The sequence below is a fragment of the Marinomonas sp. MED121 genome, from assembly GCF_000153025.1.
Taxonomy (GTDB): Bacteria; Pseudomonadota; Gammaproteobacteria; order Pseudomonadales; family Marinomonadaceae; genus Marinomonas.
The window spans coordinates 138,551-156,989 of record NZ_CH672431.1 but is presented as its reverse complement, the minus strand read 5'-3'; the positions used below and the strand labels follow the sequence as shown (position 1 = coordinate 156,989).

Genomic DNA, 18,439 nt, shown 5'->3' with positions numbered 1-18,439 from the left:
TTATTGTGAGAGACAAAGAAGATAAATGTGTGATGAGGTTTAGGGATAGGAAAAAGAAAGCACTCGCTGAAAAGGGTGTCAGTGAATGCTGTGAAAGGTGTGCTTTATTTGCTGTTAGTAGAGACGCTGGGCGTCTGCTATTGCAGTTGCATGTTTATTGCAGCTGGACGTTGTTGAGCATTTCGCGGGCGTGAGCCAGGGTTTGTTCGGTGAGTTCGATGCCGCCAAGTAGTCGGGCGATTTCTGTGGCTCTTTGATTTTCTTTAAGCTGTTGCACTTGCGAGCTGGTTTGTTTGTCTTTGACTTGTTTGCTGACCATAAGGTGTTGGTTGCCTTGGGCAGCAACTTGGGCAAGGTGAGTGACACAGAACACTTGGCCTCTAGCGCCAACAGCGCGCAGCATGCGGCCGACAACTTCGGCCACACCACCACTGATACCCACATCCACCTCATCAAAGATAAGGGTGGGTATAGTCGAGGTTTGAGCGGTAACAACCTGTATGCCTAAGCTGATACGCGAAAGCTCACCCCCTGATGCGACTTTGCGAATGGCTTGGGCAGGTTGGCCTGGGTTGGAGGCTATCATGTACTCGATTTCTTCAAAGCCATTAGCACTGACCTGCTCCAGCGGACGACAATCGATATGGAAGCGAGCATGGGGCATGCCGAGGCCGTGAATCTGGCCTTCCACTTGTTTAGCGAGCTTGTCTTTGGCCTTGATGCGTTTCTCTGTGAGTAAGGTGGCGAGGTTAGTGAGGCTTTGGTAAGCCTGCTCTTCTCTTTCTTGGAGCTGTTCCAGGTTATCACCACTGCCATTCAGTTTATCCAGCTCTTGTTGAATATCGGCAGCAAGCTGAAGTAGTTGCTCTGGTAGCACTTTGTGCTTTCTTGCTGTGTCATAAATCAGGCTTAAGCGTGATTCCACTTCCATTAAACGGCTTGGGTCTTGCTCTAGGGTATCTTGGTAAGACTGCAAGCTGTCGCTGGCTTCTTCTACCTGAATAATGGCTTCGTTCATTAGCTCTATGGACGTGGCTAATGTTGCAGGTGTCGGTTGTATCTTAGAGGCGCTTTGTAAGGCCTGATGTAACATACTGCGCACATTGTTAGTGTCGTGCTCACTGAGGATTTGTAATGCTAGATAAGACTCTTGCTGTGCTTCGGCGATGTTAGATAAAAAGGCCTGCTCTTCTTCTAATTCTTCAATTTCTTTTTCTTTTAATGCCAGTTGATCCATTTCTTGTTGTTGATAAGACAAAAGCTGAATGCGAGCGTCTTGGTCACTAGAGCGGTTTTGGCGTTCGGCGAGCTCTTCTTTTAATGCGCGCCAATCTTGATAAGCCTGTTTTACTTTATGTGCTAGATTCGTCAGCTTACCAAACTCATCCACCTGTAGTCGCTGGGCAGATTTTTTTAATAAAGATTGATGCTCGTGCTGACCATGAATGTTAATGAGTTGTGAACTGACAAACTTTAGATCAGTCAGTGAGCAAGGGCGACCATTAATATAAGACTTAGAGCGACCTTCTTTGGTTACAACACGGCGCAAGATGCAATGTTGGTCGTGATCGGATGCGCCTGTTTCAAGATCGTGCTCTTCTAACCAGTTAATGACCTCTGGGTAGGCTTGAATATCAAAGGTGGCACTAATATCCGCTTTGTTTTCGCCGTGCCTCACCACACGGCTATCAGTGCGTGCGCCTAAACACAGAGACAGGGCATCTACCATGATGGATTTACCTGCGCCTGTTTCACCTGAAATAACCGTCATTCCCTGCTTTAACTCCAGTTCTAGAGACTCAACAATGGCAAAATTTTTAATCGCAATACTGGTTAACATGGGTCTCTCCTTGTTTAAAGCGGGTCAGTTAGGCGGCTTTTAGCCTTTAATTTCAGATTTCTGCATTAAATTTGTACAAAGTATGTGTATTTATACAGTAGTTTTTGTTTTTTTGCCAAGAGAAGTAAAAAATTAAAATAAGTTCATTTCTCCCTAAAATTTATGCGGTTTTACTATTGAAAGCTTTTTGAACGACCCCATATAGCTTTCAGATTGACAAAACTTCTGTTATTTGGAAGTGCAATTTGAGCATTTAATTTAGTTATTCATCTTTATATACGGAGCAAAACGTGAGCGGTGAAGTAGATAATCAAGCACAAGAAGGCGTGCTAGAAACAGCAGCAGAAAACGAAGAAGTCTTACAAGAAGACGGTCAAGTTGAAAGCGCTCAAGACGACAACCCAGAACTAGTGGCAGCACTGGCGAAAGTTGAAGAATATAAAGAGGCCGCATTACGTTCACATGCAGACGCACAAAATGTTCGTCGTCGTGCTGAGCAGGATGTGCAAAAGGCGCATAAATTTGGTCTTGAGAAATTTGCAAAAGACATTATTACTGTTGCAGATAACCTAGAACGCGCTTTAACTTCGGCGGATAGCGACAATGATGCAATGCGTGAAGGCGTAGAGCTAACACTTAAGTCACTGCAAGAAACATTGACGCGCTTTGAAGTGATTGCACTTGATCCACATGGCGAACCTTTCAACCCAGAATTCCATCAAGCAATGACTATGGTGCCGAATCCTGAGATGGAACCCAATACTGTGATGGATGTGATCCAGAAGGGTTACACCTTGCATGGCCGTTTAATTCGTCCAGCAATGGTAGTGGTTTCCAGCGCAGCATAAAAAAACTGTCAAAAAAATGACAGTGTTTGCTTGAAATGCTCTAAAGCGTACCCAAATACAGAATTAACAACGAACAATAGAATTTAAAATTTTTACTGGAGAAAACAAACCATGGGCAAAATCATTGGTATCGACTTAGGAACAACAAACTCTTGTGTATCTGTGCTAGATAACGGCACTGCACGTGTAATCGAAAACGCTGAAGGCGATCGTACTACCCCATCAATTGTGGCTTACGCTGAAGACGGCGAAGTATTAGTGGGTCAGTCTGCAAAACGTCAAGCGGTAACAAACCCTACAAACACGCTTTTCGCTGTTAAGCGTTTGATCGGTCGTCGTTTTAAAGATGACGTTGTTCAAAAAGACATCTCTATGGTGCCTTACAAAATCCTAGCGGCTGAAAACGGCGATGCTTGGGTTGAAGCGAAAGGTGAAGCAAAAGCGCCACCACAAATCTCTGCTGAAGTTTTGAAAAAAATGAAGAAAACAGCAGAAGACTTCCTAGGTGAAGGCGTATCTGAAGCCGTAATTACTGTTCCTGCTTACTTCAATGACTCTCAGCGTCAAGCAACGAAAGATGCAGGTAAAATTGCTGGTCTAGAAGTTAAACGTATTATCAACGAACCAACTGCTGCGGCTTTGGCTTACGGCCTAGATAAGAGCACAGGTGATTCTACTATCGCTGTATACGACTTAGGTGGTGGTACATTTGATATCTCTATCATCGAAATCGCTGACGTTGATGGTGAGAAGCAATTCGAAGTATTAGCAACAAATGGTGATACTTTCCTAGGTGGTGAAGATTTCGATATGCGTGTTATCGAGTTCTTGGCAGACGAGTTCAAAAAACAGTCTGGCATCGATCTACACAATGACCCACTAGCGCTACAACGTTTGAAAGAAGCGGGTGAAAAAGCGAAAGTTGAGCTTTCTTCTGCCACTCAAACAGAAGTTAACCTACCTTACATCACTGCTGATGCAACAGGTCCTAAGCACTTAAACGTTAAGCTAACTCGTTCTAAGCTTGAGTCTCTAGTTGAAGAGCTAGTGGTTAACTCTCTAGCGCCAGTTCGCCAAGCGCTTAAAGATGCTGACCTAGAAGCGTCTGAAATTGACGAAGTTATCTTGGTTGGTGGTCAAACACGTATGCCAATGGTACAAACTAAAGTAACTGAATTCTTCGGTAAAGAGCCACGTAAAGACGTGAACCCTGACGAAGCGGTTGCAATGGGTGCTTCTATCCAAGGTGCGGTACTAGCAGGTGACGTTAAAGACGTTCTACTACTAGACGTAACACCATTATCTTTGGGTATCGAGACTATGGGTGGTGTTATGACTGCTCTAATCGAGAAGAACACCACTATCCCAACGAAAAAATCTCAAGTTTTCTCTACAGCAGAAGACAACCAGAACGCGGTAACTATCCACGCGGTACAGGGTGAGCGTAAACAAGCAGCGCAAAACAAATCTCTAGGTCGTTTTGACTTGGCTGAGATTCCACCAGCGCCACGCGGTGTGCCTCAAATCGAAGTGAGCTTCGACATCGATGCCAACGGTATCTTGAGTGTATCTGCTAAAGATAAAGCAACAGGTAAAGAACAGTCTATCGTCATCAAAGCCTCTTCTGGTCTAAGTGATGAAGAAGTAGAACAAATGGTTCAAGACGCTGAAGCAAATGCTGAAGAAGATCGCAAGTTCGAAGAGCTTGTACAAGTTCGCAACACAGCTGATGGCATGATCCACGCAACTCGTAAAACCTTGACTGATGCCGGCGACCAAGCGACTGCAGAAGAAAAAGAAGCAATAGAGAAAGCGATCACAGATCTTGAAGAAGCTTTAACCGCTAACGACAAAGACGAAATCGAAGCAAAAACAACGGCTTTGACTGAAGTATCTGGTTCTCTAGCGCAAAAAATGTACGAAAGTGCACAAGCTAACGAAGCAGCAGCTGGCGCAGCCGGCGCTGGTGCAGAAGAAGCTGCTCAGCCTCAAGACGACGCTGTAGATGCTGAATTTGAAGAAGTAAAAGACGAGAAAAAATAAGCCTGATATTAGACCTTTAAAGGACTAAATCGCGCTTTTGCAAAACACGGTCCTGTTACCGTGTTTTGCTGTTTTAACTTCTCTCAAAATGTTAATGATTGACCTTACTGCCCAGGAAATCCTGCTATGAGCAAAAGAGACTATTATGAGGTACTTGGCGTCGAGCGTGGCGCAGATAAGAAAGATATTAAGAAAAAATATCGCTCCTTAGCCAACAAGTACCACCCAGATAAAAACCCAGATAACGAAGAAGCACTCGAAAAATTTAAAGAGATTGCTGAAGCTTATGAAATCCTATCTACGGATGAAAAACGTGATGCCTACGACCGCTTCGGTCATGAAGGTGTAAGCGGCCAAGGTGGATTCGGTGGCGGTGGTCAAGGTGGCTTCAGTGATATCTTTGGTGATGTCTTTGGCGACATTTTTGGCGGTCAAGGGGGTGGCGGAAGCCGTGCCCGTCGTGGATCTGACTTAAGATACACGCTTGAATTGGATTTAGAACAAGCGGTTTGGGGTTGTGAAGAAAAGATTCGCATACCTACCCTAGTAGATTGTAAGCCATGTGACGGTACGGGTGCTAAGAAAGGGACTAAACTAAGACGTGTCAGACCTGTAATGGTCAAGGCCAAGTGCGCATGTCGCAAGGTTTCTTCTCAGTACAACAAACTTGTCCTACCTGTCATGGACAAGGTCAGGTTATTTCTGACCCTTGTACTAGCTGTCGTGGTCAAGGCCGTGTACAAGAGTACAAGACGCTTTCAGTTAAGATCCCTGCTGGTGTGGATACAGGTGATCGTATTCGTCTATCAGGTGAAGGTGAAGCCGGCGATCATGGTGCCCCAGCGGGTGACTTGTTTGTTCAGGTATCGGTAAGACAACATGCTATTTTTGAGCGTGATGGTGCCAACCTGCATTGTGATGTGCCTATTAGCTTTACGACAGCGGCATTAGGTGGCGAAATTGATGTGCCGACATTAGATGGCCGTGTACGCCTTAAAGTCACACCTGAGTGTCAAACAGGTAAGTTGTTCCGTCTACGTAATAAGGGTGTTAAACCTGTGCGTGGTGGTGCTGTAGGTGACTTAATTTGTCGCGTTACCGTAGAAACGCCTGTTAAGCTGACAGATCGTCAAAAAGAGCTATTAAGAGAGCTTGAAGAGACAATGTCCGATGGTGATTCACATTCGCCTAAACAAAAGTCTTGGTTTGATGGTGTGAAGAACTTCTTTGATGACATCAAAAAGTAAGCTTTAATTGCTGATGAAGCAAGCTTAAACAAAACCCGCACTCTTTAAGATGGCGGGTTTTTTTGTGTCTGTTTATCCGGTGTTTTAGTCTTCTTATGTCTAGTTGTAGTGAAAGTGTTTTGATTATGACAAGCGGGTTTGTATTTAGGAGGCGGGAGAATCAGTCAATAAAAAAGGAAGCCTAAGCCTCCTTTTTTATTCAGTGATTGCTTACTAGTTATTTTCTAACATGTAATCAATTGCACTTTTGATTTCGTCATCGCTACAGTCAGCACAGGTACCACGTGGAGGCATGGCATTAATACCGTTCAATGCGTTGCTTAGTAGAGACGCTTCACCTTTTGCTAAACGTGGTGCCCAATCGCTCGCAGAACCAAATTTAGGCGCACCTGCAACACCGATAGAGTGACAAGCGACGCAGAAAGTACCATATATAGATTCACCATCACGTGGGCCGTCAGAACCACCTGCAGCTGCTGCAGAAGCAACTTCACATTCTTCGCCAGCAATACAAACCTGACCAATCGGCATGATACGGGTTGCAATTTCTTCTGGGCTTTGGCCATAAGCGCTAACAGTGGAACTTAATAAAGCAGAGAAAGTCGCGACACTTAGCAAAGCTAAGACCTTGCGGCTAAGAAAATTGGTTAACAAACTCACAATGGTTTCCCTCAATCAGAAATAGTGTACTTAAGAAATAATGTATTTATAGGTACATAAACGGAGGCAAGTATAGCGATAAATTGATCTGCTTGGAATAAAGCCAGTATTAGATTTGCCCAAAAGAGGTCATATATCAAAGAAAAATGTCTGAAGTATCAAGTATTACTCATAGTTAATAACAATGAGAATCATTCCATGCTTTAGGTTTACATCCTTACCTTTTGTTACAGGTAATTACTTAGGCATAAGCTTGGCTCGATGTTATAAAAATACTGAACCATGTTTCGTTTTAAGAAGTAGAAAGGCGATATATGCCATCTTTATTCAATAAGTTAAGTCAAAAAGTGATATTGGCTGCATTGTTGTGTTTGCTGCCAAGCTTTTTCATTTCCTTTAATAATGTTTTGAATACTTACAATGCTCAGTTATCAAAACTAAGGGGCGACACAGACTTCTTTGCTGAGCAAATGATGAACCTACAACGCCAGCGTATTAATCGTGCTGAAAGTTATTTAAAGTCCTTAGCGAACACACCTGAGATTCTTTCTGGTCATACTCAAACCTGTCAAAACTTTTTAGCTCAGCAAGTTGAGTTAAACGATCTATTTTCCAATATCGGCTCACCCCTGGTAACAGGCGAATTAACCTGTAATGGAACGCCTTTAAATCGTGTGGTGAATGTAAAAGACAGACCTTATATCCAAAAAGCTATTCAGCAATCAAGTTTCTCTATTAGTAAGCTGATTGAAGATAGGGTGACCCATTCTCTTAGTGTCAATTTAGCTCAACCTGTGTTCGATAAAGACTCAGGTGAGATAACCCGTCTAGTGGTTGGGGTTTTGCCTTTTACATGGTGGCAAAGCCTTTTAGATGATGCTCAATATGAAAATCTCATGAGCTTTATTACTGATCAAGACGGCAAGGTAATTGCCAGTTTTGGCGAACAATCACCACCCATTGGAAAGGCTTTTAAAGCAGAAGAGGCGTTTACAGAAGAGTTTGTATTAGTTAAAAAGCAATTTGTAAGAGGCAATGCAAATCAGGATTTGTCCTTAGTCTTTTGGGTGGCCTTGCCTAAGGCGCAAGCTTATGAGCAAGCCCAAAGTGAGTTTATTAAAAGCCTCGTTATCATCTTGGTGGGGTTATTGGTATCTGGGCTGATCTTGATTTTGTCCGCAAAGTTCTTATTTATTCGGCCTGTTTCTTCTCTATTAAATGAGTTTGAGGTGGAGGATAAGAGCAAAAGTACGATTCTGGGCATAGAGGACATTAATGAGAGCATTCACCAAATAGCCCTAAGACAACAACAAACTAAACAGAGTTTGTCTATTACAGAGCAAGAGCTGATACAGGCTTATCATAAGCAAGATATGATATTAAAAAGCGTGTCTGTTGGCATTGTTGAGCTGGATGAATCCCTTAATATCTTATCCATTACACGTCGTTGCCAGTCTTATTATCGTGTGTTGGAAAAAGACATAAAGAATAAACATCTAGAAGCGCTAAATGAGTTTACTCAATCTTATCAAGTGAATGACTTTCAATGTATTTACCAAGCCATTGACACTCAGTCCAAGGATGTTGATGTTATTGAAGTCATCAGTCGTACCGATCGTAAAATGACACAATACAGTGATGCTCACACCCTGTACTTTAAATGGGCTATTAGTCGCGTTCGCTTAGAAGGGTCTAATACTCACTGGGTGGCTGTGGTTGAAGACATCACTGAGCAGCAGCTAAAGCAAGAAAACTTAGCCGAAAGAGCATCGACTGACTGGTTAACTAAGCTGCCGAATCGTTATGCCATTATGAAGATGATAGATGATTCTATCAGACGCGATGCAGACAATGGCTTTACCTTGGTGTTGTTTGATTTAAATGGCTTCAAACTCATTAATGATAGTTTTGGTCATGATGTGGGTGATGCGCTTATCATTGCCTTATCTCAACGTATGAAAAGCCTTTTACTGGATGATGAGCATATCGGACGCTTAGGGGGCGACGAATTTTTACTTTACTTACCAAGGCGACAAGCAATCAATCGAATTCAGTTGTTACAGCACTGTTTTTTTGAGCCAATTGAGGTAATGAAGCGAACGTTTAACTGCAGCGCGAGTGCTGGTATTTCGGTTTATCCAAAAGATGGAACCGATGCGCTTAGCTTGATTCGTTGTGCAGATTTGGCCATGTATGAAGCAAAGCAAGACCCTAAAAATAACAGTGTTTATTATGATACTGGGCTAGAGAAAAAAGTCATAAAACGCTATGAAATTGAAAGTGCTATTCGTTATGCCTTACTCCATGAAGAGTTTGAATTGCACTATCAGCCTGTGGTGAATCCAAGTAATCATGAGATTCTAAGTGTAGAAGCCTTAATTCGCTGGCATTCATCAAGCTTAGGGACTATTTCTCCTGCTTTTTTTATTTCCATTGCCGAAGAATCTGGTTATATCAATCTGATTGGGCATTTTGTATTAGAGCAAGTTTTAGCTGATTTAGCGCAACTGCGGGAGGTATATGGCGAGCACATCAGCATTAATATCAATTTATCTCCCCATCAGCTAAAAGACGTTATTTTAATTGAGAGGCTGACAAGTTTAGCCCAACAAGATAATAAGGCGAGTGCCTTGATCTTAGAAATCACCGAAAGCACCTTGGTTGATGAAGAAGCCGTACACTGTCTAACCCAATTGCAAACACAAGGTTATCGCATTGCTTTGGATGATTTTGGAACCGGCTTTTCAAGCTTAAGTCATATAGCGCGAATGCCGATTGATATCCTTAAAATAGATCAGAGTTTTATTGCTCAATCTAAGCACTCAGAACGTGACCTTGTGTTGCTTAAAAATATTATTGCCATGGCTCGAGGCCTTGAACTAAAAATAATTGCCGAAGGTGTGGAGTATGAAGAGCAAGCCAATCAATTGATAGAATTTGGCTGTTTTCATATGCAAGGTTACTTGTATGCTAAGCCCAAACCCTTAGCAGAGCTGGATATGAAGAGCATGAAGGAAAATCTTAAACCTAAGAACAATGACTTAGAAGGCAGTGCTTGATACTCCCCAATTAGCACAAGGACGCAAAAATTGCGTTTTTGGTTATTTTTTATTGTTTTAAAGTCGCAGCGAGTTTGATAGTTTTAATCCTGGTTGAGCTTATTCTGTTTTAGCTTTACCGGATGTAAGACTGTTATTTTTGCTAATGCTAAGCGTCTTTTTTACGGTAGGGAGTCCAAATAAGTGCAGCTAAACTCTAAGGTAGGTAAAAAAATATTACTCGCATTATTTGTTTGCGTTTTACCTGGGGTGATTCTTTCTTTCCATAATGTGTGGCGGACTTATCAAGACCATTTAGACACCCTCAACCGAGACGCTAACTTCTTTGCTGATCAACTTATTTTGCAACAGACTGCAAAAATTAAACAAGCTAAGTACTTTTTAAGTGAGCTTAGCCAGTTTTCTGAAATTCAAAACCCTCATTATTCAGGTTGTAAAACCTTATTAGAAAGGCAGCTGCATTTGGTTCCTATGTTCTCCAGCATAGGGATACCTACACCAGATGGAGAGCTTATCTGTAGTGCCAGTAATGGGGAAGCAATGCACCTTTCGATCAATGATAGTTACTTTCAAAATGCGATTAAGTATCGCAACCTTGCGATTAGTAACCTTTCGCGCAGCGTCCATGATGGTGAATTGCATGTACATATGGCGTATCCCGTTGAAGACCCTAAAACACACTCTTTATTAGGGGTTGCTGTGGGGAATATGCCATTTTCTTGGTGGCAAGAAAGTTTGATTGAATTTGAAGGGGTAAAAGGGACAGGTGAAAATGCTGAAGTGCTAGCCTTCATCACGGATGAAAATAATCAGGTAATGGCAAGTTATGGTGAGTTGGCGCCAAAAGAGGGAAGCCAGTTTACGCTAGGGCATTATGGTGCAAACCCAGCGGAAGAAAGTGAATTAAACAGTGTGAGCTTGAATGATAAACATTATATTTTTGCTCATCGAAATCTTATTCGAGGAAATGAAACCTCGGACCTATCCCTAACTTTTTGGGTCGCGCTACCAAGTGAAAAAGGTTATCAAACAGCGTTAACAAATTTACGTAGCGACATAGTGCTTATTTTAGTGGCGTTAACCTTATCTATCTTTTTGTTATGGACCTTTGCGCGTTTTATTATTATGAATCCCATGGCCAGTTTATTGGCTGAGTTTTCTAATAAGAATATTGAGCCTGGCAAGCAGCTTTCTATTCATCAGCTTGATGACAGTATTCGTCAGATTCTTAACCAACAAAAAAATACTGCTAAGCATTTATCCGTTACCGAGCAGCAATTGATTTTGGCTTATCAAAAGCAAGATCTTATCTTAAATAGTGCCTCAGTAGGCATTATTGAATTTGACCAAAATATTAATATCTTGTCTTACTCACAGCGCTGCCAGACGTTTTTTCAAGTGCCTGAAGAGCAGATTCAGCATCAGCATTTAAGCGCGCTTGCTATGTGTGCGGGCAGTCGACAATGTAACGATTTTCAGCCCTTATTAGATCGTTTTGAAGCCAATGAAGATGAAGATTTTATCTTGGTGACGAAAAGTCTTAGGGGACGACAACAAGAGCCAGAAGAGCTGTTTTATAAGTGGCATTTAACCCGAGTAGAATCCCAAGCCTCTATTACTAAGTGGGTTGCTGTGATTGAAGATGCCACCGAACAAGAAAATGTAAAACGTTCTCTTTCTGAGCGTGCAAGTCATGACTGGTTAACTAAGTTACCTAACCGTTACTCTGCCATGGAGTCTGTTGAAGAGTCCATTAAGGCGCATCATGTCGATCAATTTTACCTAGTCCTGTTCGATTTAAATGGCTTTAAACTGATTAATGATACCTTTGGTCATGATGTCGGTGATGCCTTGCTGATCGGTTTATCTGAACGTATGGGATCTTTACTAGAACCTAATGAGCGATTAGCGCGTTTTGGTGGGGATGAGTTTTTACTCTTTATTCCTGGTAACCAATTATTATCCCGTATTAATTTTTTGCATAAGGAAATTTTTGCCTCCATTCGTATTCAAAATCGTGATTTTCATTGTGCCGCCAGTGCTGGCATCGCGGTTTATCCAAAAGACGGTACGGATACCCTTACTCTAATCAAGCGTGCCGATTTGGCTATGTATGAAGCCAAGCGTAAACAAGCGACAGATTGCGTGTGCTATCGCCCTGAAATGGAAAACCAAGGGGTGGAAAGGTATGAAATGGAAAGTGCCCTACGTTATGCCTACGAACATAATGAGTTCAGCTTAAATTACCAACCTGTGGTGAATCCAGAACAGAAACGTATTATGAGTGTGGAGGCTTTGATTCGTTGGCAATCTGCTTCTAAAGGTTGGGTTGGTCCAGATAAGTTTATTAAAGTCGCTGAAGAAATGGGGCTAATTAACCAAATTGGTCTTTGGGTTATTAAGCAGGCTCTGACAGACCTTGAACATGTTAAAAGTATCTTTGGTGATGATGTTTGCATCAATGTTAATTTATCGCCCCATCAGCTAGATAATTCGGCATTAACGAATGAGCTGGTGGCATTAGCGCAGCAAAAACCGAGTTTGATGAATAACCTCATTTTAGAAGTCACCGAGAATGTATTAATTAATGATGCCTCTGTAGATCGAATTTATCGACTGCGTAAAGCGGGTTATCGCATTGCTCTAGATGACTTTGGGACAGGCTTCTCAAGCTTGAGCCACATTGCTCGTATGCCAATTGATATCTTAAAAATTGACCAAAGCTTTATTGCGCGATTTGATGACAGTGAAAGGGACAGACTGCTACTGAAAAACATAGTCGCCATGGCGAAGGACTTAGACCTTCATATTGTTGCCGAAGGTATTGAAAGTGAGCATCAGGTTAATCAATTAGCGGATATGGGCTGTCCTAATATGCAAGGGTATTTCTTTTCAAAACCTAAGGCACTGAGTGAGTTTGATACTAAATTCTTACTGGCCTACCCACTGGATACCCCATGCCAAGAAAATATGGCGCTAGTGGTTGAAGAGATACCGAATCAATCCAAGCAGCTTGAAGAGGTGATTGATTAAAGCGCCTGCGAATAAGCCTTCAATGGAACTTTAAGCATTAATCACCTTCTAATTTGTACCTTAAAAAATCTAATACGACGGAACTCACCATGTCTGAATCCACCCACCTTGTTTGCCAGGCTTGTTTAGCTGTAAACCGTATTCCAAGTACACGCCTGACTGACTCACCAAAATGCGGCAAATGCCAATCGCCCCTTTTTAATGCTAAACCGATTGATCTCACCGCCGCGAATTATCAAAAACATCTGCAACGAAATGATGTGCCAGTATTAGTGGATTTTTGGGCGCCTTGGTGTGGCCCTTGTAAAATGATGGGGCCACAATTTGAACAGGCTGCAGGTCAATTAGAGCCTCAAGTTCGGCTCGCGAAAGTGAATACGGAAGCAGAGCAACAATTGGGTGGCCAGCTTAATATTCGCAGCATTCCAACACTCATTATCTTTAAAGGCGGTAAAGAAATTGCCCGCCATTCTGGCGCCATGGGTGCAGCAGACATTATTAAGTGGACTCGAAGCTATACAGGTTAGCTGCGATACCCGTTAAAAAACCGGTGCAAATTGCCACTAAAAACTGAATGGAATGTTAAAGTGATGCCAAATGCATGGTACTTTTAAAAAGCCGCCACTCATTTGAGAAATGGCTGAATAAGTGCTGGTATCTATTAGATATTTCATTAAAATACCCTGCACTTAAGCTGAGTCTCATACAGTGACTTAGCTTCACCATGCGCCCGTAGCTCAGCTGGATAGAGCGTCGCCCTCCGGAGGCGAAGGCCGGAGGTTCGAATCCTCTCGGGCGTGCCATGATTTTAATTTTAAGTCTTTGATTTTTATATATTTTATATAAATTTTTCTGTTGTTTAACCTTCTAATGACTACTTTTTTCCTACACTATTTCTGAAGGTTTCCCATCTTTTTAATGTGCTTAGATTTTGAGCAATAACTTATAAGTCGTTGATTTCAATAGTAGCTAAGATGATGGACGGTGAAACGATGGCCTTAGGTGGGTTGGTATCAGAAGAGACAAGACAATCAGAGTCAGGCGTCCCCATGCTTAAAGACTTGCCCTTTATTGGTCGTTTATTTCGATCTGAGAGTAAAGAAACCGTTCAACGAGAGCTAACCGTATTGATTAAGACGCAAATTTTGTAAGCCCTGCCCAATGGCTGCACGAAGCGTGGCCTTGGGTTGGGGTACAAAATAAATGAGCATTCATAGGATATTTTAGAGTTTTACGTGGGGCTACCCTACCACCACAAACATTCAGCACGAGTGTTTCTTTTATTTACGTGGAGCGCACTCTGCACCACAACCATTAAGCTACATTTTTAAAATACTCTTACTTAACTGCTTTTGATAAAAAGCATTCAAGCTAACTCTTAATCCCCCGTTAAAATTCTTCTTCAAAATCTTGGTCCATAAATTTCAACGCATCTGAAACATCTGAATCAGAGGCTTCAAACTTATGCTTAATAGGGTATTGCAGATATTGAATAGCAGCTTTAGATTCACCATTAATTAAAGCTGACTTAAACTCTGCCTCAGTAAGTTTAAGACTGCAAACTTTTGTACCATTAGAGTTCCCTATCTCAAGTATTACAGTATCATCAAAACCGTAAATAATTTTTAGATTTCCTTGTTCTGTTTTTGTTGTCACTCTAAATTTTTCCTTGATATATCAAGTTTCAATTAGACCTTAAATAGATCATGCACAAACTTTTTGAGGCCTAATATAGTCGATTTAAATTGCAGCCTTTACTGCTGTTATTACTTCATTATGGAAGCCTCGAAATTTTTGAGACGGCAATGTAATTATTAAATCTTCTGTGTTTGCCCGTCTTTCAACAATTGAAATACTTTGTTTATTTTGTCTAAAAATTTCAAACACTTTTTCTTTACCATTTGAGTTCGACGGTGAAAGCTGTAAGGATTGTCCGTTACACATACTAGAGAAGTTAATAGCATTGCTATTAAAGTATAAAATCTTATTTGGGGTACTTATAGGCCCTACAGACTCTTTATTACACTCTATTGCTTTTCTAATTAATATTGCGAAATACGATTTACCTTTTGGATTTAGGTTGTTTAATGAAGCGCCAAAAGTCGCATCTATATCTTCTTTACCCTGATTAGAAGACCAAAACTGATAATAGTCAGTTGAGCTTCTCAGCCATTGCTGCTTGCCTGAAAAATCCTGTTCCTGTGCAGCTGCTGCAAATGTAAGGTTGCTAATGAATAACAAAGCACTAATCCAATATTTCATTTCAACTCCATTTTATACTGTTATCAATTAAAAAAGTTACAAGGCAAACGCCATAGTTCTTAAGTGCTTTACAAATGAGGGTAGTTTCTGCTTTAGTAAACAGTTCAAATATTCCTCAGAGCTAAAAGGCGGATTTCTTAAAGACCGTCTTTGTTGTTGTGCCGCTTGTAAGCATTTAGCTGGATCTAGTTCAAACATATCTGACAAAAATTCATCTGGATGAATTGCGCTAACGCCGTATCGAGATAAAGCGTCTTCTGGAAAGTCCTTTAAATTAAAGGTAATAATACCTTCTGCATTACCTTTAATGGCTGCAGCTAATACATGACGATCATTTTCATCTGGTAATTCCATCCCATCAATTAGAGACTCGTATCCATTAACAAGAGCATCGGGGACATTTTGATCCATTAATATACGAACTTTTTCCAGCTTTTCAGCTTCAATGCTTGGGTTATTTTTTAATAGGTTTCTAATCCATTCTTCATGAATTTCATTTGTCCATCTAGCTCTGAAAAGACCGGTATTTGATAAGTACATTAAATAGCTTCTTAAAGGCGCGGGGTATAGAACGCAAGCATCTAAAATAACGGTATATGAGTTCATTAATACCCCATATCTAGTTCTTGATCTAATTCAGAAAGAGAATCTAAGCTTTCTACTCTTTGTTGCTGTAAATTTTCTTTATATTCGTTTACATCAGCATAAGACACTTTCCTTCGATTCCCTGAACGGGAGAAAGGGATAATTCCTTCGTCAAGTAACTTAATAAATGTAGGTCGTGACATATTTAGTATATTAGCTGCTTGTTGAGTAGTAAGTTCAGCATGGATTGGTGCAATTTGAACAATGTTACCATTACCCAGTTGAGTAAGAACCTCAATAAAAAGCTCCAACGCAGCTTTGGGCAAAGTGATATCATGCGTATCACCAGACTTATCTTTGAATGTGAAAGATTGCCCTTCGCCATTTGTTTCCAAAACGCCTGCAAGCTCTTGGCTACATAATTTTGCTAAAGCTGCTTCATGAGGGCTAGGGATGTGAGTTGAGGTATTCATTTTTTCTCCAATTTCTTCGCATAAATGAGTTGACGAGTCCGTCAACTCATTCATTATTCGAAATATTCGAAATTATGTCAAGTCTAATAAATTATTTATTCGAAATATTCGAAAATGAATTAATCAATTGAAAAAATTTCTTTTCTGATTGCTGACTACATTCTGCCTACATCACTATGCAGAACAGTGTGTTATTGTGGTGCTATTTATCATACAACCTAGATAAATAGCACTCTCTACCACTCTGTTACTCATTAAAATAGGTTCGAATCCTCTCGGGCGTGCCATTATGAGTCACCTTTTACTTTTTTAAGACTTTTAGAATTAACTCAGTCAGCTCATGTAAATATTGGCTATCTGCGCGATTTTTAGTAATTATCATGCGCCAGTAAATCATGCTGCCAATCAGGTCTAAAATCATTTCGACATTGGTGTCTGGGCTGATTTCTTTTCGTTCTATCGCTCTTTTTATCAGTATTTCACCACTTTGCCTTCTTTGTATTTGAAGCTTGCTCCTAATGGCTTGAGCGAGTGCTGAATTACGCCCCATTTCAGCATGAAGGTCTGGCAGAATACGCTTGATTAATCTATGTCTTAATACACGTCTCAGTTGTTTAAGTAATTGAAAAATATCTTCTTTTAATCTGCCCGTGTCAGGGATAAAGATAAGGTCTGCCCCGGTTTTATTGACTAGCTCAGTGACCAGCTCGAACTTAGAGGGCCAGCGTCGATAGATAGCAGCTTTGCCAACACCGGCCCTTTTGGCCACGGACTCAAGGGAGATTGAGGCGTAGCCTTTTTCAACCCACTCTTCGAATAAGGCTTTTTCAATAGCCAAAGTCACCGACTCTTGTTTTAGGGCGGCACCACTTAGTTTGCGTTTTTTTTCGTCGATACTATTGCGTTCCATCGTATTTTCACTATAGTTAATTCAAACCAATGATACGCAATCGTTCCGACGTAATGCAAGGGGAATAAAATGAAACACGCTGAGCAAGTCATAGATGGCTTTTCAACCATGCTAAAACTGGCCTTGGGGAACAAGTTGGACCCACAAGCTAATCGCTTTTTAGAGATGGTATCTGATGATATTGAAATGGAATTCCCTTATGCCCATGAGGGCTGTATCAAACGCATTCAAGGGCGAATTGCTCTGGAAAAGTACCTGCAAAAGGTGGCAAGTCTGATTGAATTTGGAGCAATGAGTGAGCCTTTGGTACACCATACTTTAAATGAAAACACCGTCATTATTGAGTTTACCTGTCAAGGCAGGGGAACAAAAACGGGCAACCCCTATGATCAAAGTTACATCTCTGTCATCACCTTGGAGCAAGGCAAGATTAAGCGTTATCAAGATTATTGGAACCCACTCATTATCGCCTCAGCATTAGGTGATTTAAGCGAATTAAGTGATGACTCAGGAGTTTGATATGACAATTTTAATCACAGGTGGATCGGGTAAAACAGGCAGTAGAATTGCGAAACGTCTTATCGCCTTAGATCAAGATGTACGAGTTGCCTCTCGTTCAAATAAGGCCTTAGAAGGGGCGCAAAGTGTGCAATTTAGTTGGTACGATAAAGCGACGTTTGCCGCTGCGGTAGAAGGGGTGAAGAGCGTCTACTTGCTAGCACCTGCTAATGATGCAGAGCCATTAAATGCCATGAAACCTTTTATTGATTACATGCTAGCGCATGGGGTTAAACGGTTTGTCTTGCTAAGTGCATCTTCCTTGCCAAAAGGGGGTGTCATGATGGGGGCAGTTCATGCTTATCTTGAGCAGGTTGCGCCTGAATGGGCAGTATTAAGACCAACCTGGTTTATGCAAAACTTTTCTGAACAACAGCACCTTCATACGATTAAAGATTCAGGCTGTTTCTACTCAGCAACAGACAATGGCAAGGTGCCTTTTATTGATGTAAATGATATTGCTAATGTGGCTGTTGAAGCCTTAATAGGGGATGACATTCTCAATCGTGACTTGATCTTAACTGGGCCTCAATCTATCAGCTATGATGAGGTTGCCAATATTCTAACTCAAGTCATTGGTCGGCAAGTCAAGCATGTAAAACTATCTGAGCAAGAACTGATCACTCGCTTTGTCGAGTCTGGAATGGAAGACATTTACGCCCAAGCATTAGCAAAAATGGATACGGCTATCTCTAAAGGATCTGAGGATATGATTAGTGAAGAGGTTGTGAATATGACCCAAATCGCGCCTACCCGTTTTAATATCTTTGCCAAATCAGCAGTTAAGGCTTGGTTATAGCCTCTTAACTATACGAATAAGCCTTTGGGGCGGATTCGCTCAATACACAAAAGAGGTGTGATCTCGCACCTCTTTTGCTTCTCAAACATTTTTTTCTCTTTCTTTTTTTATTCCGTTTCTTT

The 18,439-nt window shown here is 41.3% G+C and carries 15 protein-coding genes, 1 tRNA gene and 1 pseudogene; 10 read left to right on the top strand and 7 right to left on the bottom strand.

Annotation, left to right across the window (positions count from 1 at the left end):
* Positions 1-154 precede the first annotated feature (154 nt).
* A complete protein-coding gene (recN, locus tag MED121_RS12255; RefSeq protein ID WP_009834020.1) occupies positions 155-1,840 on the bottom strand; it encodes a DNA repair protein RecN in 1,686 nt (561 codons plus the stop codon).
* A gap of 290 nt (positions 1,841-2,130) precedes the next feature.
* Between recN and grpE the strand changes: the two genes are divergently transcribed.
* From grpE to dnaJ, 3 genes and pseudogenes are all read left to right on the top strand, one after another.
* Positions 2,131-2,688, top strand: coding sequence for a nucleotide exchange factor GrpE (gene grpE, locus MED121_RS12250; protein ID WP_009834019.1), 558 nt, complete (start codon positions 2,131-2,133; stop codon positions 2,686-2,688).
* Positions 2,689-2,799: 111 nt separating this feature from the next.
* The gene (gene dnaK, locus MED121_RS12245) at positions 2,800-4,731 is read left to right on the top strand and encodes a molecular chaperone DnaK (protein ID WP_009834018.1); all 1,932 of its coding nucleotides are present in this window, start codon (positions 2,800-2,802) and stop codon (positions 4,729-4,731) included.
* A gap of 126 nt (positions 4,732-4,857) precedes the next feature.
* Positions 4,858-5,978 (top strand): annotated as a pseudogene (dnaJ, locus tag MED121_RS12240) (molecular chaperone DnaJ).
* 213 nt (positions 5,979-6,191) lie between these two features.
* Here the strand turns inward: dnaJ and MED121_RS12235 are convergent.
* Positions 6,192-6,638 carry a cytochrome c5 family protein gene (locus MED121_RS12235; RefSeq protein ID WP_242603205.1) on the bottom strand — a complete coding sequence of 149 codons (447 nt, stop codon included), beginning with the start codon at positions 6,636-6,638 and terminating at the stop codon, positions 6,192-6,194.
* 314 nt (positions 6,639-6,952) lie between these two features.
* On the opposite strand from MED121_RS12235, the gene MED121_RS23735 reads away from it, so the two are divergent.
* From MED121_RS23735 to MED121_RS24070, 5 genes are all read left to right on the top strand, one after another.
* Positions 6,953-9,697, top strand: a complete 2,745-nt coding sequence (locus tag MED121_RS23735; protein ID WP_009834014.1) for an EAL domain-containing protein — start codon at positions 6,953-6,955, stop codon at positions 9,695-9,697.
* Positions 9,698-9,880: 183 nt separating this feature from the next.
* Positions 9,881-12,730, top strand: coding sequence for an EAL domain-containing protein (locus MED121_RS12225; protein WP_009834013.1), 2,850 nt, complete (start codon positions 9,881-9,883; stop codon positions 12,728-12,730).
* Between the two features lie 89 nt (positions 12,731-12,819).
* Entirely contained in the window at positions 12,820-13,257 is a 438-nt protein-coding gene (gene trxC, locus MED121_RS12220) for a thioredoxin TrxC (protein ID WP_009834012.1), read from the top strand.
* A 199-nt stretch (positions 13,258-13,456) separates the two neighbouring features.
* A tRNA-Arg gene (locus MED121_RS12215) sits at positions 13,457-13,533 on the top strand.
* Between the two features lie 150 nt (positions 13,534-13,683).
* Positions 13,684-13,881, top strand: a complete 198-nt coding sequence (locus tag MED121_RS24070; RefSeq protein WP_278043829.1) for a hypothetical protein — start codon at positions 13,684-13,686, stop codon at positions 13,879-13,881.
* Positions 13,882-14,119: 238 nt separating this feature from the next.
* Here MED121_RS24070 and MED121_RS12210 read toward each other — a convergent pair whose 3' ends face one another.
* From MED121_RS12210 to MED121_RS12190, 5 genes are all read right to left on the bottom strand, one after another.
* The gene (locus MED121_RS12210; protein WP_009834010.1) at positions 14,120-14,386 is read right to left on the bottom strand and encodes a hypothetical protein; all 267 of its coding nucleotides are present in this window, start codon (positions 14,384-14,386) and stop codon (positions 14,120-14,122) included.
* Between the two features lie 84 nt (positions 14,387-14,470).
* A complete protein-coding gene (locus MED121_RS12205; RefSeq protein WP_009834009.1) occupies positions 14,471-14,992 on the bottom strand; it encodes a hypothetical protein in 522 nt (173 codons plus the stop codon).
* Between the two features lie 36 nt (positions 14,993-15,028).
* Positions 15,029-15,598 carry a PIN domain-containing protein gene (locus tag MED121_RS12200; RefSeq protein ID WP_009834008.1) on the bottom strand — a complete coding sequence of 190 codons (570 nt, stop codon included), beginning with the start codon at positions 15,596-15,598 and terminating at the stop codon, positions 15,029-15,031.
* On the bottom strand, positions 15,598-16,050 hold the full coding sequence (locus tag MED121_RS12195) for a helix-turn-helix domain-containing protein (RefSeq protein ID WP_036180426.1): 453 nt from the start codon (positions 16,048-16,050) through the stop codon (positions 15,598-15,600). The genes MED121_RS12200 and MED121_RS12195 overlap by 1 nt, the downstream gene beginning before the upstream one ends.
* 301 nt (positions 16,051-16,351) lie before the next feature.
* Positions 16,352-16,960, bottom strand: coding sequence for a TetR/AcrR family transcriptional regulator (locus tag MED121_RS12190; RefSeq protein WP_009834006.1), 609 nt, complete (start codon positions 16,958-16,960; stop codon positions 16,352-16,354).
* A 69-nt stretch (positions 16,961-17,029) separates the two neighbouring features.
* On the opposite strand from MED121_RS12190, the gene MED121_RS12185 reads away from it, so the two are divergent.
* On the top strand, positions 17,030-17,479 hold the full coding sequence (locus MED121_RS12185) for a nuclear transport factor 2 family protein (protein WP_009834005.1): 450 nt from the start codon (positions 17,030-17,032) through the stop codon (positions 17,477-17,479).
* A 1-nt stretch (position 17,480) separates the two neighbouring features.
* Positions 17,481-18,317: an ergot alkaloid biosynthesis protein gene (locus tag MED121_RS12180; RefSeq protein ID WP_036180422.1), complete on the top strand. Its 837-nt coding sequence runs from the start codon at positions 17,481-17,483 to the stop codon at positions 18,315-18,317.
* Positions 18,318-18,439 lie beyond the last annotated feature (122 nt).